16 protein-coding genes are annotated in these 17,065 nt (G+C 59.2%); 14 read left to right on the top strand and 2 right to left on the bottom strand.

What is annotated here, in order from left to right; genetic code table 11:
• The first annotated feature begins 32 nt into the window (after positions 1–32).
• From cgtA to ACZ89R_RS13505, 3 genes are all read left to right on the top strand, one after another.
• On the top strand, positions 33–1,256 hold the full coding sequence (cgtA, locus tag ACZ89R_RS13515) for an Obg family GTPase CgtA (RefSeq protein ID WP_007901876.1): 1,224 nt from the start codon (positions 33–35) through the stop codon (positions 1,254–1,256).
• 123 nt (positions 1,257–1,379) lie between these two features.
• Positions 1,380–2,498, top strand: a complete 1,119-nt coding sequence (gene proB, locus ACZ89R_RS13510) for a glutamate 5-kinase (RefSeq protein ID WP_032830120.1) — start codon at positions 1,380–1,382, stop codon at positions 2,496–2,498.
• Between the two features lie 12 nt (positions 2,499–2,510).
• The gene (locus ACZ89R_RS13505; protein WP_429545538.1) at positions 2,511–2,975 is read left to right on the top strand and encodes a CreA family protein; all 465 of its coding nucleotides are present in this window, start codon (positions 2,511–2,513) and stop codon (positions 2,973–2,975) included.
• Between the two features lie 184 nt (positions 2,976–3,159).
• Here ACZ89R_RS13505 and rpsT read toward each other — a convergent pair whose 3' ends face one another.
• Complete coding sequence (gene rpsT / locus ACZ89R_RS13500) at positions 3,160–3,438, bottom strand: 30S ribosomal protein S20 (protein ID WP_007901883.1); 279 nt, start codon at positions 3,436–3,438, stop codon at positions 3,160–3,162.
• A 252-nt stretch (positions 3,439–3,690) separates the two neighbouring features.
• Between rpsT and murJ the strand changes: the two genes are divergently transcribed.
• The 6 genes from murJ to ispH all read left to right on the top strand — a co-directional run bounded on the left by murJ (position 3,691) and on the right by ispH (position 11,174).
• Positions 3,691–5,229, top strand: coding sequence for a murein biosynthesis integral membrane protein MurJ (murJ, locus tag ACZ89R_RS13495; protein WP_429545539.1), 1,539 nt, complete (start codon positions 3,691–3,693; stop codon positions 5,227–5,229).
• 129 nt (positions 5,230–5,358) lie between these two features.
• Complete coding sequence (ribF, locus tag ACZ89R_RS13490) at positions 5,359–6,309, top strand: bifunctional riboflavin kinase/FAD synthetase (RefSeq protein WP_223485916.1); 951 nt, start codon at positions 5,359–5,361, stop codon at positions 6,307–6,309.
• A complete protein-coding gene (gene ileS, locus ACZ89R_RS13485; protein WP_429545540.1) occupies positions 6,310–9,141 on the top strand; it encodes an isoleucine--tRNA ligase in 2,832 nt (943 codons plus the stop codon).
• Complete coding sequence (lspA, locus tag ACZ89R_RS13480) at positions 9,134–9,646, top strand: signal peptidase II (protein ID WP_007901890.1); 513 nt, start codon at positions 9,134–9,136, stop codon at positions 9,644–9,646. The genes ileS and lspA overlap by 8 nt, the downstream gene beginning before the upstream one ends.
• Before the next feature lie 7 nt (positions 9,647–9,653).
• Positions 9,654–10,091, top strand: coding sequence for an FKBP-type peptidyl-prolyl cis-trans isomerase (gene fkpB, locus ACZ89R_RS13475; RefSeq protein ID WP_177318839.1), 438 nt, complete (start codon positions 9,654–9,656; stop codon positions 10,089–10,091).
• Positions 10,092–10,226: 135 nt separating this feature from the next.
• A complete protein-coding gene (gene ispH / locus ACZ89R_RS13470) occupies positions 10,227–11,174 on the top strand; it encodes a 4-hydroxy-3-methylbut-2-enyl diphosphate reductase (protein ID WP_007901894.1) in 948 nt (315 codons plus the stop codon).
• Here ispH and ACZ89R_RS13465 read toward each other — a convergent pair.
• Positions 11,151–11,699 (bottom strand): GspH/FimT family pseudopilin, encoded by a 549-nt coding sequence (locus ACZ89R_RS13465; protein ID WP_429545541.1) that lies wholly within the window; start codon positions 11,697–11,699, stop codon positions 11,151–11,153. The two genes, ispH and ACZ89R_RS13465, sit on opposite strands and share 24 nt — an antisense overlap.
• A 131-nt stretch (positions 11,700–11,830) precedes the next feature.
• Between ACZ89R_RS13465 and ACZ89R_RS13460 the strand changes: the two genes are divergently transcribed.
• The 5 genes from ACZ89R_RS13460 to ACZ89R_RS13440 are packed head-to-tail and all read left to right on the top strand — an operon-like array spanning position 11,831 to position 17,060.
• A complete protein-coding gene (locus ACZ89R_RS13460; RefSeq protein ID WP_123497111.1) occupies positions 11,831–12,304 on the top strand; it encodes a GspH/FimT family pseudopilin in 474 nt (157 codons plus the stop codon).
• Complete coding sequence (gene pilV, locus ACZ89R_RS13455) at positions 12,301–12,750, top strand: type IV pilus modification protein PilV (protein WP_008068413.1); 450 nt, start codon at positions 12,301–12,303, stop codon at positions 12,748–12,750. The genes ACZ89R_RS13460 and pilV overlap by 4 nt, the downstream gene beginning before the upstream one ends.
• Positions 12,747–13,460, top strand: a complete 714-nt coding sequence (locus tag ACZ89R_RS13450) for a PilW family protein (protein WP_429545542.1) — start codon at positions 12,747–12,749, stop codon at positions 13,458–13,460. Before pilV ends, ACZ89R_RS13450 begins: the two co-directional genes overlap by 4 nt.
• Before the next feature lie 11 nt (positions 13,461–13,471).
• Entirely contained in the window at positions 13,472–13,951 is a 480-nt protein-coding gene (locus ACZ89R_RS13445) for a pilus assembly PilX family protein (protein WP_429545543.1), read from the top strand.
• Positions 13,938–17,060 carry a pilus assembly protein gene (locus ACZ89R_RS13440; RefSeq protein ID WP_429545544.1) on the top strand — a complete coding sequence of 1,041 codons (3,123 nt, stop codon included), beginning with the start codon at positions 13,938–13,940 and terminating at the stop codon, positions 17,058–17,060. Before ACZ89R_RS13445 ends, ACZ89R_RS13440 begins: the two co-directional genes overlap by 14 nt.
• The last annotated feature ends 5 nt before the right edge of the window (positions 17,061–17,065 follow it).

Here is a 17,065-nt window from a genome sequence, read left to right as displayed (position 1 = left end):
CGGCTCGTCCGTATGGCGAGAGGCGTTTTGTTATGAAGTTTGTTGATGAAGTATCGATTCGAGTAAAGGCCGGGGACGGCGGCAACGGTTGCATGAGCTTCCGTCGCGAAAAATTCATTGAAAACGGCGGCCCGAACGGCGGTGACGGTGGTGATGGCGGTTCGGTCTACATGGTTGCCGACGAAAACCTCAACACCCTGGTGGACTACCGTTACACCCGGCACTTCGATGCCGAGCGCGGTTCCAACGGCGGCAGCACTGACTGCACCGGCAAGAAAGGTGAGGAGTTGGTGCTGCGCGTTCCAGTTGGCACTACCGTTATCGATTCCGCGACTCAGGAAGTGATCGGCGACCTGACCAAGGCCGGCCAGCGCCTGCTGGTGGCTCACGGTGGCTGGCACGGTCTGGGTAACACTCGTTTCAAATCCAGCACCAACCGGGCGCCGCGCCAGACCACGCCGGGCAAGCCGGGTGAGCAGCGCGACCTGAAACTGGAAATGAAGGTGTTGGCGGACGTTGGTCTGCTCGGTTTGCCGAACGCTGGCAAAAGTACCTTTATTCGCTCGGTATCGGCCGCCAAGCCGAAAGTCGCCGACTACCCGTTCACCACTCTGGTGCCGAACCTGGGTGTGGTCAGCGTCGATCGCTGGAAAAGCTTCGTGGTGGCGGACATTCCTGGTCTGATCGAAGGTGCTTCTGACGGCGCAGGCCTGGGGATTCGTTTCCTCAAGCACTTGTCGCGTACCCGTCTGCTGCTGCACCTCGTCGACATGGCGCCGCTGGATGACACCAGTGCTCCGGATGCCGCTGAAGTAATCGTCAGCGAGCTGACCAAGTTCAGCCCGTCCCTGGCTGAGCGTGATCGCTGGCTGGTGTTGAACAAATGCGACCAGATCCTTGAGGAAGAGCACGACGCTCGCGTCAAGGAGATCGTTGATCGTCTGGAGTGGACTGGTCCTGTCTACGTGATCTCCGCGATCGCCAAGCAAGGCACCGAGCGTCTTTGTCATGACATCATGCGTTACCTGGAAGATCGTGCCGATCGTCTGGCTAACGACCCGGCCTACAAGGAAGAGCTGGCCGAGCTCGATCAGCGTATCGAAGACGAAGCGCGCGCGCAGTTGCAGGCGCTGGACGATCAGCGTGCCCTGCGTCGCAGTGGCGTGAAGTCGGTCCATGACATCGGTGACGACGATTGGGACGAAGAAGATGTGGATGACGAAGACGGTCCGGAAATCATTTACGTGCGTGACTGATTCGTTGCGATAAACTTAAGCGCCGCTCATTAGAGCGGCGTTTTAGTATCTGGAAATCGGTAGTCACGAATAACGTTACGGGCAGCGCTGGGTCGTGCTGTCCTCAAGCTAAGGTTGAAGATGATGCGGAGCAAGGTGACAGGTGCGCAGCGTTGGGTCGTGAAGATCGGCAGCGCTTTGCTGACGGCGGACGGCAAAGGCCTGGATCGCGCGGCAATGGGTGTCTGGGTCGAACAGATGGTTGCCCTGCACGAGGCGGGTGTTGAGCTGGTGCTGGTGTCCTCCGGGGCAGTGGCGGCGGGTATGAGCCGTTTGGGCTGGACCGTACGACCCAGTGCAATGCACGAGTTGCAGGCCGCTGCCGCCATCGGTCAGATGGGGTTGGTGCAGGCCTGGGAGTCGAGCTTCGCCGAGCATGGCCGGCATACCGCGCAGATTCTCCTGACTCACGACGATTTGTCCGACCGCAAGCGCTACCTGAACGCTCGCAGTACGCTGCGCGCGCTGGTCGAGCTCAAGGTGATCCCGGTGATCAACGAGAACGACACCGTGGTTACTGACGAAATCCGTTTCGGCGACAACGACACGTTGGCGGCGTTGGTGGCGAATCTGGTCGAAGCCGATTTGTTGGTGATCCTCACCGATCGCGACGGCATGTTTGACGCCGATCCGCGCAACAATCCCGACGCCAAGCTGATTTACGAGGCGCGTGCCGATGATCCGGCGCTGGATGCGGTGGCTGGCAGCACGGGTGGCGCGCTGGGTCGTGGCGGTATGCAGACCAAGTTGCGCGCTGCGCGTCTGGCCGCGCGTTCCGGTGCGCACACCATCATCGTCGGCGGGCGCATTGATCGCGTGCTGGATCGTCTCAAGGCAGGCGAGCGCATCGGCACCTTGTTGTCACCTGAGCGCGGCATGCTGGCGGCGCGCAAGCAGTGGCTGGCCGGGCATCTGCAAACCCGCGGCACGCTGGTGCTGGATGCGGGGGCGGTGACGGCGCTGTCCCAGGGCAACAAAAGTTTGCTGCCGGTGGGGGTCAAGCTGGTTCAGGGTAGTTTTCGTCGTGGCGAAATGGTGGTCTGCGTGGCGCCGGACGGTCGTGAAATTGCCCGTGGCCTGGCTAACTACAGTGCTCTGGAAGCACAAAAAATCATCGGTCAGTCGTCTGAGGCGATTGTCGGTCTGCTGGGTTACATGGCGGAGCCGGAACTGGTTCACCGCGATAACCTGATTCTGGTCTGAGGGAATACCTGAATGCGTGTGGCAAAAGGATTGTTGGGCTTGTTGTTGGCGATGCCGCTGTTGGTCTCGGCCGATGAAATTGGCCAGGTGTCGACGGTGTTCAAGTTCGTCGGCCCGAACGACCGTATCGTTGTCGAGGCGTTTGATGATCCGAAAGTGGAGGGCGTGACCTGCTACCTGTCGCGCGCCAAGACTGGCGGCGTAAAGGGTGGGTTGGGTCTGGCTGAGGATCGCGCAGAAGCATCTATTGCGTGTCGTCAAGTCGGGCCGATCAACTTCAAGGGTGAGCTCAAGGATGGTGAGGAGGTGTTCAAGGAGCGCACGTCCCTGGTGTTCAAGACCATGCAAGTGGTGCGATTCCTTGATGAGAAGCGCAATACGTTGGTGTATCTGGTTTATAGCGATCGTTTGATCGAGGGCAGTCCGCAGAATGCGGTGACGGCGATTCCGATCCTGCCGTGGGCGCACGCTCAATAAGCTAGCAAAGATCAAGGCGTGGGAGCGGGCTTGCTCGCGAAGACTGACTGACATTCAGCATCTATGTTGACTGTTACGCCGCCTTCGCGAGCAAGCCCGCTCCCACATTTTTTTGCGTGGCGTTTGCCAAATCGCAGGCAATAAAAAACCGACCCTGAGGTCGGTTTTTTAATGAGCGTGTCGCTTAGGCAGCAGCGGCAACGTTCAGGGCCTTTACGTGGCCATTCAGGCGGCTCTTATGACGAGCAGCTTTGTTCTTGTGGATGATGCCTTTATCGGCCATACGGTCGATAACTGGCACAGCCAGAACGTAAGCAGCTTGAGCTTTGGCAGCGTCTTTTGCGTCGATGGCCTTAACTACATTCTTGATGTAGGTACGAACCATGGAACGCAGGCTGGCGTTGTGGCTGCGACGCTTCTCAGCCTGTTTTGCACGTTTTTTGGCGGAAGGTGTGTTGGCCACCGTCGAGCTCCTCGAAAGACTTTTTAGGAAATAGCAAACAAAATAGGCCGCGAATCATGCCGATGAGTTGATGTCTTGTCAAGGGCGGTTGAGACGATCCGCTAAGTGGCAGGTATAGAGCGCCGGGATATTTCTTTCCGGCGTGCGACCTGTAAACTCGCGAGCTTTGGCTCTGTGCTGTTGCGGCGCGGAGTATCGCATAAGTGGGCGCGTTGTTCGCCTGCTGTTTATCGACAGGCATAAACTCTTTCAATGAATCTGCTCAAATCGTTGGCCGCTGTCAGCTCTATCACGATGGTTTCCCGGGTGTTGGGGTTCGTTCGCGACACCCTCATCGCTCGCGCATTTGGTGCGGGAATGGCGACCGACGCCTTCTTTATCGCCTTCAAACTGCCCAATCTGCTGCGGCGGATCTTCGCCGAGGGAGCATTTTCCCAGGCGTTCGTGCCGATTCTCGCCGAATATAAAAGCCAGAAGGGCGAGGAGGCGACGAGAACCTTCATTGCCTACGTCTCGGGCCTGCTGACGCTGGTGCTGGCGCTGGTCACCGCGCTGGGCATGCTCGCTGCGCCCTGGGTCATCTGGGCCACGGCACCGGGTTTCGTCACGACCCCGGAAAAATTCGAGCTGACCACCGATCTGCTGCGGGTCACTTTTCCTTATATATTGCTGATCTCCCTGTCTTCATTGGCCGGCGCGATCCTCAATACCTGGAACCGCTTCTCGGTCCCGGCCTTCGTGCCGACCCTGCTCAATGTCAGCATGATCATCTTTGCGGTGTTCCTGACGCCGTATTTCGATCCACCGGTCATGGCGCTGGGCTGGGCCGTTCTGGTGGGTGGCCTGGCGCAATTGCTGTTTCAGCTGCCGCACCTGAAAAAAATCGGCATGCTGGTGCTGCCGCGCCTGAGTCTGCGCGATAGCGGTGTCTGGCGGGTCATGAAGCAGATGCTGCCAGCGATCATCGGCGTTTCGGTGAGCCAGATTTCGCTGATCATCAACACCATATTTGCTTCGTTTCTGGTGGCGGGTTCCGTTTCCTGGATGTATTACGCCGATCGCCTGATGGAATTGCCATCCGGTGTGCTGGGTGTGGCGCTGGGCACGATTCTGCTGCCAACGCTGGCCAGGACCTATGCCAGTCAGGATCGCCACGAATACTCGCGGATCCTCGATTGGGGGCTGCGCCTGTGTTTCATGCTGGTGTTGCCGTGCGCCCTGGCGCTGGGGATTCTGGCTGAGCCGCTGACGGTTTCGTTGTTCCAGTATGGCCAATTCAGCGCATTCGATGCGGTCATGACCCAGCGTGCGTTGATTGCCTATTCCGTCGGCTTGCTGGGGATTATCGTGATCAAAGTGCTGGCGCCAGGCTTTTATGCGCAACAAAACATCCGGACTCCGGTAAAAATCGCGATTTTCACCCTGATCGTCACTCAGCTGTTCAACCTGGTGCTGATCGGTCCGCTGGCTCATGCCGGTCTGGCCCTGGCCATCAGCGCGGGCGCCTGCATCAATGCCGGGCTGTTGTTCTATCAGTTGCGCAAGCAGCAGATGTATCGGCCGCAACCGGGCTGGGCGAAGTTCAGTCTCAAACTGCTGGTGGCGGTGACGGTGATGTCCGCGGTATTGCTGGGTGCAATGCACTTCATGCCGGCTTGGGCGGAAGGGCATATGCTAGAGCGTTTGCTGCGTCTGGGCGCATTGGTGATCGCCGGCGTGGTGGTCTATTTCGGCATGTTGCTGTTGATGGGTTTCCGTTTGCGCGACTTCAATCGCAAAGCGCTGAGCTGAGGCTTTTGTCTCGATAAACACGGGCGGGCCGACGGTTTTGTCGGCTCGATCACTTTGGGTTACGGTGTTGCCTGTCGTCGGCCGCCGGGTGTGGTTATAATCGACCACTTTATGAGCAAGAAGCGCGTTATGCAGCTGGTTCGAGGCCTCCACAACCTGCGCCCCCAGCATCGGGGCTGTGTCGCCACTATTGGCAACTTTGACGGTGTTCACCGTGGTCACCAGGCTATCCTGGCCCGGCTGCGTGAGCGTGCGCTCGAGTTGGGCGTGCCCAGCTGCGTGGTGATTTTTGAGCCGCAGCCGCGAGAATTCTTCGCCCCGGACACCGCCCCGGCCCGTCTGGCCCGCTTGCGGGACAAACTGCAGCTGCTGGCCGAAGAGGGCGTCGACCGGGTGCTGTGCCTGGCGTTCAATCAGCGCCTGAGCAAACTCAGCGCCAGCGAATTCGTCGATACTATTCTGGTGGACGGCCTCGGCGTGCAGCATCTGGAGGTCGGCGACGATTTCCGTTTCGGCTGTGACCGGCTAGGGGATTTCGATTTCCTGCAACAGGCCGGCGTCCTTCAGGGGTTTACCGTCGAAGCGGCGCAGACCGTTGTGCTGGACGGCATTCGTGTCAGCAGCACTCAGGTGCGTAACGCCCTGGCCGCTGCCGATTTTGCCTTGGCCGAGCGGCTGCTCGGTCGTCCGTACCGGATTGCCGGGCGGGTCCTGCATGGCCAGAAGCTGGCGCGCCAGCTCGGTACGCCGACCGCCAACATACAACTCAAGCGTCGTCGTGTGCCGTTGAGCGGGGTTTATCTGGTCAACGTCGACATCGACGGCAAGACCTGGCCAGGCGTCGCCAATATTGGCGTGCGGCCAACGGTCGAAGGGGATGGCAAAGCCCACCTCGAAGTACACCTTTTAGATTTTGCCGGCGATCTGTATGACCGGCGTTTGACGGTGGTTTTCCACCACAAGCTGCGTGAAGAGCAGCGTTTCGCCTCTCTGGAGGCGCTTAAGACGGCGATCAATGCGGATGTCGCCGCCGCCCGTGCCCTGTCGCACCTAGCGCCAATCGCTAATGAAGAGCCTTAAATGACCGACTATAAAGCCACGCTAAACCTTCCGGACACCGCCTTCCCAATGAAGGCCGGCCTGCCTCAGCGCGAACCGCAGATTCTGCAGCGCTGGGACAGCATTGGCCTGTACGGTAAGTTGCGCGAGATTGGCAAGGATCGTCCGAAGTTCGTACTTCACGACGGTCCTCCGTACGCCAACGGCACGATTCACATCGGTCATGCGCTGAACAAGATTCTCAAGGACATGATCATCCGCTCGAAAACCCTGTCGGGTTTCGACGCGCCTTATGTTCCGGGCTGGGACTGCCACGGTCTGCCGATCGAACACAAAGTCGAAGTTACCCACGGCAAGAACCTGGGCGCGGACAAGACTCGCGAACTGTGCCGTGCCTACGCCACCGAGCAGATCGAAGGCCAGAAGTCCGAATTCATCCGTCTGGGCGTGTTGGGCGACTTCGCCAACCCGTACAAGACCATGGACTTCAAAAACGAGGCCGGTGAAATCCGCGCCCTGGCGGAAATCGTCAAGGGTGGCTTCGTGTTCAAGGGCCTGAAGCCTGTGAACTGGTGCTTTGACTGTGGTTCGGCCCTGGCTGAAGCGGAAGTCGAGTACGAGAACAAAAAATCCGCGACCATCGACGTGGCCTTCCCGATTGCCGACGAAGCCAAACTGGCTGCCGCGTTCGGTCTGCCATCGTTGGGCAAGCCCGCCTCGATCGTGATCTGGACCACCACCCCGTGGACCATCCCGGCCAACCAGGCGTTGAACGTTCACCCGGAATTCAACTACGCACTGGTCGACGTCGGCGACAAACTGCTGGTGCTGGCTGAAGAGCTGGTCGAGTCGTGCCTTGCCCGCTACAGCCTGGAAGGTCCGGTCATTGCGACCACCACCGGTAAAGCACTGGAACTGATCAACTTCCGTCACCCGTTCTACGATCGTCTGTCGCCGGTTTACCTGGCCGACTACGTCGAACTGGGCGCGGGCACCGGTGTGGTTCACTCCGCGCCAGCCTATGGCGTAGACGACTTCGTGACCTGCAAAGCCTATGGCATGGTCAACGACGACATCCTCAATCCGGTGCAAAGCAACGGCGTCTACGCGACATCGCTGGAGTTCTTCGGCGGCCAGTTCATCTGGAAGGCCAACCCGGCCATCGTCGACAAACTGACCGAAGTCGGCGCGTTGCTGTATACCACCACCATCGAACACAGCTACATGCACTGCTGGCGTCACAAGACCCCGTTGATCTACCGCGCCACCGCGCAGTGGTTCATCGGCATGGACAAAGAGCCTGCAACCGGCGAAACCCTGCGCAAGCGGGCGATCAAAGCCATCGAAGAGACAAAATTCGTTCCGGCCTGGGGCCAGGCGCGCCTGCACTCGATGATCGCCAACCGTCCTGACTGGTGCATCTCCCGTCAGCGCAACTGGGGCGTGCCGATCCCGTTCTTCCTGAACAAGGAAAGCGGCGAGCTGCACCCACGCACTGTCGAACTGATGGAAATTGTCGCCCAGCGCGTCGAAGTCGAAGGCATCGAAGCCTGGTTCAAGATGGACGCCGCCGAGTTGCTCGGTGAAGAAGCTCCGCTGTACGACAAGATCAGCGACACCCTGGACGTCTGGTTCGACTCGGGCACCACGCACTGGCACGTCCTGCGCGGCTCGCATTCGATGGGCCACGAGAGCGGTCCACGTGCCGACCTGTACCTGGAAGGTTCGGACCAACACCGCGGCTGGTTCCACTCGTCGTTGCTGACCGGTTGCGCCATCGATGACCACGCCCCATACCGCGAGCTGCTGACCCACGGCTTCACCGTTGACGAGTCCGGCCGCAAAATGTCCAAGTCTTTGGGCAACGTGATCGCGCCGCAGAAGGTCAATGACACCCTGGGCGCCGACATCATGCGTCTGTGGGTCGCTTCTACCGACTATTCGGGTGAAATGGCTGTTTCCGAGCAGATCCTGCAACGCAGTGCGGACGCCTACCGGCGCATCCGTAACACCGCGCGCTTCCTGCTTTCCAACCTCACCGGTTTCAACCCGGCCACCGACATCCTGCCGGCCGAAGAAATGCTGGCGCTGGACCGTTGGGCCGTGGATCGCACCCTGCTGCTGCAACGCGAGCTGCAAGAGCACTACGGCGAATACCGCTTCTGGAACGTCTACTCCAAGATCCACAACTTCTGCGTGCAGGAGCTGGGCGGTTTCTACCTCGACATCATCAAGGACCGTCAGTACACCACTGGCGCCAACAGCAAGGCCCGTCGTTCGGCGCAAACCGCGCTGTACCACATCAGCGAAGCGCTGGTGCGCTGGATCGCGCCGATCCTGGCGTTCACCGCTGACGAGCTGTGGCAGTACCTGCCGGGCGAGCGTAACGAGTCTGTGATGCTCAACACCTGGTACGAAGGCCTGACCGAATTGCCGGAAGGCTTCGAGCTGGACCGCGCCTACTGGGAGCGGATCATGGCGGTGAAGGCGGCGGTCAACAAGGAAATGGAAATCCAGCGCGCGGCGAAGGCCGTCGGTGGCAACCTGCAAGCCGAAGTGACGCTGTTCGCCGAAGACGCGCTGAGCGCCGATCTGGCCAAGCTGAGCAACGAACTGCGCTTCGTGTTGATTACCTCGACTGCCACCGTCGCACCGTTCGTGCAGGCTCCGGCCGACGCGGTGGTCACCGAAGTCGGCGGCCTGAAGCTCAAAGTGGTCAAATCGAGCCATGCCAAGTGCGCCCGTTGCTGGCACTGCCGTGAAGATGTCGGCGTGAACCCGGAGCATCCGGAAATCTGCGGTCGTTGCGTCGATAACATCAGCGGCGCGGGCGAGGTTCGTCACTATGCCTAATGCCGTTGGCCGTTTCGGACGGCTGAGCTGGCTCTGGTTGAGTTTGCTGGTCCTGGTCATCGACCAGGCCAGTAAGTTCTACTTCGAAGGCTCGCTGAGCATGTACCAGCAAATCGTGGTGATCCCCGATTACTTCAGCTGGACCCTGGCCTACAACACTGGCGCGGCGTTCAGTTTCCTGGCTGACAGCTCGGGTTGGCAGCGATGGCTGTTCGCCCTGATCGCGGTCGTGGTCAGTGCGGTACTGGTAGTCTGGCTCAAGCGCCTGGGGCGTAACGAAACCTGGCTGGCGGTCGCCTTGGCGCTGGTGCTGGGTGGCGCGCTGGGCAACCTGTACGACCGCATTGCCTTGGGCCATGTGATCGATTTCATTCTGGTGCATTGGCAGAACCGCTGGTATTTCCCGGCGTTCAACTTTGCTGACAGCGCAATTTCTGTCGGTGCCGTGATGCTTGCACTGGATATGTTCAAAAGTAAAAAGACCGGAGAAACCGTTCATGACTGAACAGGTATTGGCTGAGCAACGCATTGGCCAGAACACGGAAGTCACCTTGCATTTTGCATTGCGTCTGGAGAACGGCGACACCGTCGACAGTACCTTCGACAAAGCCCCGGCGACCTTCAAGGTTGGCGACGGCAGCCTGTTGCCAGGTTTCGAAGCCGCGCTATTCGGCTTCAAGGCCGGCGACAAACGCACCCTGACCATCGAGCCGGAAAACGCCTTTGGTCAGCCGAACCCGCAAAACGTACAGATCATCCCGCGCTCGCAGTTCAAGGATATGGAACTGTCGCCTGGCTTGCTGGTGATCTTCAACGATGCGGCCAATACTGAGTTGCCGGGTGTGGTGAAAGAATTCGATGACGCCCAGGTGACCATCGACTTCAACCACCCGCTGGCCGGTAAAACCTTGACCTTTGACGTCGAGATCATCAACGTCAAAGCGCTGTAACTTGTGGGAGCGAGCCTGCTCGCGATGGCGTCATCACCTTCAACATCAATGTTGACTGACGCACCGCTTTTGCGAGCAGGCTCGCTCCCACAGTAAGTTTTCGCTATTTCTTGCGCGCAAGACACGAGGCACAGCATGCAAATCAAACTCGCCAACCCCCGTGGCTTCTGCGCCGGTGTGGATCGGGCGATCGAAATCGTCAACCGCGCCCTGGAAGTCTTCGGGCCGCCGATCTACGTGCGCCACGAAGTGGTCCACAATAAATTCGTCGTCGAAGACCTGCGCGCACGTGGCGCGATCTTCGTTGAAGAGCTGGATCAGGTGCCGGATGACGTGATTGTGATCTTCAGCGCCCATGGCGTTTCCCAGGCCGTGCGCACCGAAGCCGCTGGCCGTGGCCTGAAGGTGTTCGATGCTACCTGCCCGTTGGTGACCAAGGTACACATCGAAGTCGCGCGTTACAGCCGCGACGGCCGTGAATGCATCCTCATCGGCCACGCCGGTCACCCGGAAGTCGAAGGCACCATGGGTCAGTACGATGGCAGCAATGGCGGCGCGATCTATCTGGTCGAGGACGAGAAAGATGTCGCCGAGCTGCAGGTAAACAACCCTGAAAGACTGGCCTTCGTCACCCAGACCACCCTGTCCATGGACGATACCAGTCGCGTGATCGACGCCCTGCGTACTCGATTCCCTGCGATCGGGGGGCCGCGCAAGGACGATATCTGCTACGCCACGCAAAACCGTCAGGACGCCGTCAAGCAACTGGCGGACGAGTGCGACGTGGTGCTGGTGGTCGGCAGCCCGAACAGCTCCAACTCCAATCGTCTGCGTGAGCTGGCTGAACGCATGGCCACCCCGGCCTATCTGATCGACGGCGCCGAAGACCTGCAAAAGAGCTGGTTCGACGGTGTCGAGCGGATTGGCATCACCGCTGGTGCCTCCGCTCCGGAAGTATTGGTGCGTGGCGTGATCCAGCAGTTGCAGGCTTGGGGTGCCACTGGGGCCGATGAGTTGGCCGGGCGTGAAGAGAACATCACGTTCTCGATGCCTAAAGAGCTACGCGTCCGCTCCCTGCTCTGAATCTTCTCCTCCCGCGCACAGCGCCTGTTCAGTCTTATCGCTGCGCAGGCTGACGCGTCCGGTCCGGGACAGCACCACCTGGTGCAGGCTGACCGGTTTGCGGCTGGCGCAAATATGTACCGTCCCCGCTTGAAAGGCCCCGCTGGGCAACTGCGGTTCGCCCAGGCTGCTGAATTGTACGAAATTCTTGACCGGCCGATTACCGACAATGGGCACTCGAGCGTCGCTCTGTTGCTCGACCAGCAGCGGATTGCTGCTGTCTTCCGGTCCTTTACCGCTGATATCCAGAATGATCCGCCAACCCTGGCCCCAGTCGCCGTTGATTCCGTGTATCACCACACTCTGATTGCGTGTGATAGCCGCGGTTCTGGCATTACGCATACCACTGACAATCGACTGCGCCGCCTGCTCTCGATGGTTCGATTCTGTCAGTGCAGCGAACGCCGGGCTGACCAGTTGCAGAACAATCCCGACAATTGTCAGTCCCATGAGCAGTTCGATCAGGCTGAAACCTTGCTGATGCATGTTATCTCCCTCCCTGGAGTGCTGCGGCCCGCGCGATCCCTGCGCGAGTAATGGCAAAACAACCGTACATCTGCCGGTCGAATGTTCTAGCGTGTAGAAGCAGGTATAGCCGACGGCAACGGAGGGCACCGATGGATCATCGTACAAAAGGTTTCACGCTGATCGAGCTGCTGATCACGCTCGCCGTGTTTCTGATCCTGATCAGCCTGGCTGTTCCGGCGTTTACCCGCTCGGTGCAAAGCACCAAGGCCGACACCGAGATCGGCGATCTGCAACGCGCGCTCAATTTCGCCCGGCTTGAGGCGATTGACCGGGGTATTACCACCCGGGTTCGCCCGACAGCAGGCGGGAGTGTCTGGACCGGCGATCTGACCGTTTATGACGGTACCGGCAATCCGGCCAATGTATTGCGGGTTGTTCCAGCGATGAGCAGTGGCGCCACTCTGACGCTAACCTCAGGAGTGACCGCTATTGATTTCAACAATCTGGGTGGTTTGTCGGCGCCGTCCACGGCCGTCGTGATCAGTTATGTACTGGGGGCACAGAGCAGGACGCTGAATGTGTGTTTGAACGGACGAATTCTATTGGGTGGAAGTTGCGGATGAGGGGTTGGAGCAAGCGCGCACAGGAGGGCATGACGCTGATCGAGGTACTGGTCGCGTTGTTGGTTCTGGCCGTGGGGTTGTTGGGCGCGGCGGCGATTCAGCTCAATGCGCTGAAGTACACCGACAGCTCGCGGATGACCAGCCAGGCGAGTTTTATCGCCTACGACATGATGGACCGCATTCGTGCCAACTCCGGCGCCGATTACACCGTCACGCCACCGACCTCCGGCAACCTGAGCGTGGCCCGGGATCAGGACCTTTACGACTTCACCAGCAACATCGTCAATTTCGGCGGCGCCACGGCGACCGGCAGCATTACCCGCAACCAGCGGGTATACACCATCACCATCACCTGGGACGACTCACGGGCCGCCAATACCGCTGACTCGCGCCGCAGTTTTGTCCTTACCAGCCGCGCCACCGTTGATCCGGCGACGACACCATGAACAGAAACAGCAAAGGTTTCGGTCTGATCGAGTTACTGATCGCCCTGGCGTTGAGTCTGGTCGTGGTTCTTGGCGTGGCGCAGATCTTCATCGCCGCTAAAAATACCTATGTCAGCCAGAACACTGCCGCCGGCATGCAGGAAGATGCACGGTTTGTCCTGAGCAAGATGATTCAGGAAATCCGCATGGTCGGCATGTTCGGTTGCCTGGGCACGATTATCGACGCGAGCTCGGCAGGGAGTTTCAATGCCAGTCAGATCACGCCGATCAGTTGGGACAATGCCAACCTCAAATTAACGCTTGTCACTGCCGATGTTGGCGGCAGTGGCGGGACGCCGACCTGGACGGTGGTTTCGGACTGTCGTAACACTGCAACGGCCTATTCCGGCCTACGAACGACCACATCCGGGCAATTGGCGTTTCCGATCCGGCGGTTGATTTACAGCTTCAGCAATAACCAATTGCTGATGGGTTCTGGTGTCGACACGCCGACCCAGCAGGTGCTGGTGAACAATGTCAGTGCCTTCAATGTGAGCTTCGGCCTCGCGAGTTCCGCCACGGATACGGCCGCCTCCAGCTACAGCAGCAACCCGTCCGATCCGGCACGGATCCGAAGTGTGCGACTGACCCTGACACTGAGCGACCCGAACCACCGGGTCAGCGATCAAACCTTCAACGTGGTTGCCGCCTTGCGCAACCGGTTGCCATGAGGGGAGAGCCGATGAGTATTGCTCCCATGACCCCTCACGCCCAGCGCGGCATGGCGCTGCTGGTCAGCCTGGTGTTTCTCCTGGTGCTGACGTTGATCGGGCTTTCATCAATGCAGAGCGCCACGTTGCAGGAAAAAATGGCCAGCAGCGTGATCCTGCGCAATCAGTCGTTCCAGGGCGCAGAAGCGGCATTGCGTGTTGGCGAAAGCGCGGTGCAACTGGACACCTATTCATTGCCGGTTTGCAGCGGTACCAGCCAATGTGCGCCGCCGGCCGAGGCGTCGGTCATTACCGCCGCCGGGTTCATCTCCACCTCGGGGGTGACCTGGATCGCCTCCGGCAGTGGCTTTTACGGGGTGCAGAACATCGGCACCACCCTGACGGCCGTGAACGTACCGAGCAACACGTCGGCAACGCTGTACCGGGTGACCGCTGTGGGCATCGCGGGCAATTCGCGCAGTGTGGTGGAGAGTATCTATGCGAAGTACTGAAACCCGCCCAGGCTGGCGCCGCTGGATGTTGCAGCTGTTCTGCGGCGCGGCATCGAGCCTTTATCTGGCAGCGCCGACTTACGCCTTCACGCCCTCGGATTCGCCGCTGTTGAACGCCGCCGCCGTGGCGCCCAATGTGATGCTGTTGCTCGATGATTCGCGAAGCATGAACAGCATTATCTGGGCGCCAGGCTTCGACCCGACAATTGCGCGCACCCCGGTGGCGATTTGCCTTTCGAATGGTTCGTGTTTGAAAGGCCGCGAACTTGACATGACCGATAACAATATTGCCCTGTCGAGTTTGACTCACGGGACATGTTCGAAGGATGGATGGTACGGTTTTTATAAAAACAGCCTTCTCGGTCTGGATTCACTTTGCCTGAAGCTTCCCGATCCGGTGGGACGCGAGGACACGCTCTATTCGGCGAAATACTTGTCGTACCTGATCAGCCTGGCCAACAACTCCGACCGGGATTTCACCGATGGCTCGATTCCCAATGACTACCGGATGAATGTAGCGCGCAACGTTTCCAAGGCGTTGGTGGCCAGCAACCGCTCGCTGCGCATTGGTCTGTCGACTTTTAACCTGGCGGTTGGCAACCATAAGAATGACGGCGGTTACATCGTCCGTTCGATCAGTGATCTGATGGCCGTCAGCGGCTCCGTGACCCAGGCTCAGGCCGATGCCAATTACAATGAATTGATCGCCGGAATCGACGAATTGAGCGCGCAGGCCAATACCCCCTTGGCTGAAGCCTATTACGAGATAACCCGTTATTTTCGTGGCATGACGCCGTACAACAATGCGACGCCCACCACCTACACCAGTCCGATTCAGTATCGCTGTCAGAGAAATTACGGCGTAGTAATCACTGGTGGTTTGCCGACCTTCGACCATACCTTTCCGACTGACGATCCACTCGGTGGCGGCGCATTACCGAACTGGGACGGTATCAGCAGTAACGATGGCGCCGATCGTTTCGGCGACAATGAGGGCGATACCCTGTTCCTGGATGACATCGCCAAGTTCGCCTTCGATATCGACATGCGCTCCACGGGGACCGATGCCACGGGCAAAAGCTGGAATGCCCCTGATTTTCCAAAACAAAACATGAGTACCTACACCCTGGGTTTCACCGCGGAAAACCAGATGCTGGCGGACGCCGCGACCTACGGGCAGGGCAAGTATTACCAGGCGACCGACGACGCCGAGCTCAACAGCGCACTGTCTTCAGCCCTGAGCGACATCACTTCCAAAGCGGGTTCAGGCGGCAGCGGTGTGGCCAATGGCACGACCCTGACCAGCAGTTCCAGCTACTTCCAGACCAGCTACGATCCCAAGGACTGGCGCGGGACCATCAAGTCTTTTGGCTTCACCTCGGCGGGCGCGGTGAACACGGCCGCGGCGCTGTGGACGACCGATACCACGATCGTGCCCGGTGCTACAGCGCCGACCTACCAGTCCTGGAATACCCTGACCAACGCCGTTGTTACCCTGGCCTATAGCAATTTCTCTACGGTCCAACAGACCTCCCTCGACCAGAGCCTGCCCGTCGGCATCACCGGCAGCGACCTGGTGGAGTGGAGCAAGGGCACCAACAAAACCGGATTGAAAACGCGCAGTGTGTTGCTCGGCGATATCATCAATTCGCCTCTCGTACTGGCCGCGCCCACGGACCAAACCGCATCCGATCTAGTGGGTGATACCACCTACAGCACCTACCTCGCCACTAAAGCCGCCAACATGAATTCCAGCCTGGTGGTGAACGCCAACGACGGTTTTGTAAACGTCATCAACTCGACCAATGGTGTCAGACGCTACGGCTATATGCCCTCCAGTGCGTTGCCATCATTGCGCTACATCGCTGATCCCACTTATATCAACGGTGTGAGCCACAAATATCTGGTCGACGGCCAGGTCGGTGTGTTCGATGCTCAACTCGATAGCGCCTGGAAAACCCTGGCGATTGGCGGAACAGGGGCGGGCGGCAAAACTTTCTATGCGCTGCAACTGTTCGACGCCTCGGTCGGTAATGTGACTAACGCGTTGTGGGAAATCAGTGCGCCGACAACGGCCAGTACGACGAATGTTTTCAATGATCTGGGTTATGCCTATGCGCGCCCCGAAGTGGCACGCTTGGCTGATGGTCGCTGGGCCGCGTTTATCTCCAACGGTTATGGCAGCAACTCCGGGGTGGCAGCACTTTATGTGGTGGATATCCGCGACGGCTCGCTGATCAAGAAAATCGTGGTCGACAGTACAGAAACCACTAACGGCCTGTCGTCGGTGAAGCTCAGGGTCAACTCGCAGAATGTGGTGCAGGCTGCCTATGGTGGCGATTTGAAAGGGCGGTTGTGGAAGTTCGATTTGAGTGGCGCCACCACCGACACCTGGGGCGTGGCGTTTTCCGGCAAGCCGTTGTTCACCACGGCGGGCGGCGCGACTCAGCCGATCACGGTGCAACCACTGCTCGCCGATCATGCATCGGGCGGCAAGCAAGTGTTTTTCGGTACCGGCAAACTCAACGAGAGCGCTGACAAGACCAACAAGGATCTACAAGCGTTCTACGCGGTATGGGATGCGGAGGGTGGCGCGGGGCAAATCACCGCTTCCAGCCTGCAGGCGCAGGCGGTGACCGGCGTGTTCTCTGGCAGCAGCGGGCAATTCATCACCACCAGCCAGAATGAGGTGACCTACCCGGCAAAGAAAGGCTGGTACTTGCCGCTGGTCTACAACAACCTACTGACCGGGGAGCGGGTGATCAATCAGGCCAGTCTCGTGGCAGAGCGAATCGTTTTTACCACAGCCAGTATGGATACCGTTGACCCCTGTGCCGGCTTCGGTACCGGCAAACTGGTCGAACTCGATGCGTTCAGCGGTAAGATGCTCAATTACGCGGTGCTCGATACCAATGCCGACGGGACGGTCGACAGCACTGACACGATTTCCAGCGGGGTGATTTTCACCGGTGGTATCCCGACCCTGAACGCGGTCGTCAATGACGCAACCCGCAAGGTTGTAAACGACTCCGGCGGTGGCGTGACCACTCTGGTGGAAAAATCCGGTGGCGGCAGCGGCCGTCGCATCATGTGGCGACAAATACAGTAAGTGAG

The sequence above is a fragment of the Pseudomonas sp. TE3728 genome, from assembly GCF_056279145.1.
The sequence above is the reverse complement of the archived record's forward strand: the minus strand, read 5'-3'. Positions and strand labels throughout refer to the sequence as shown.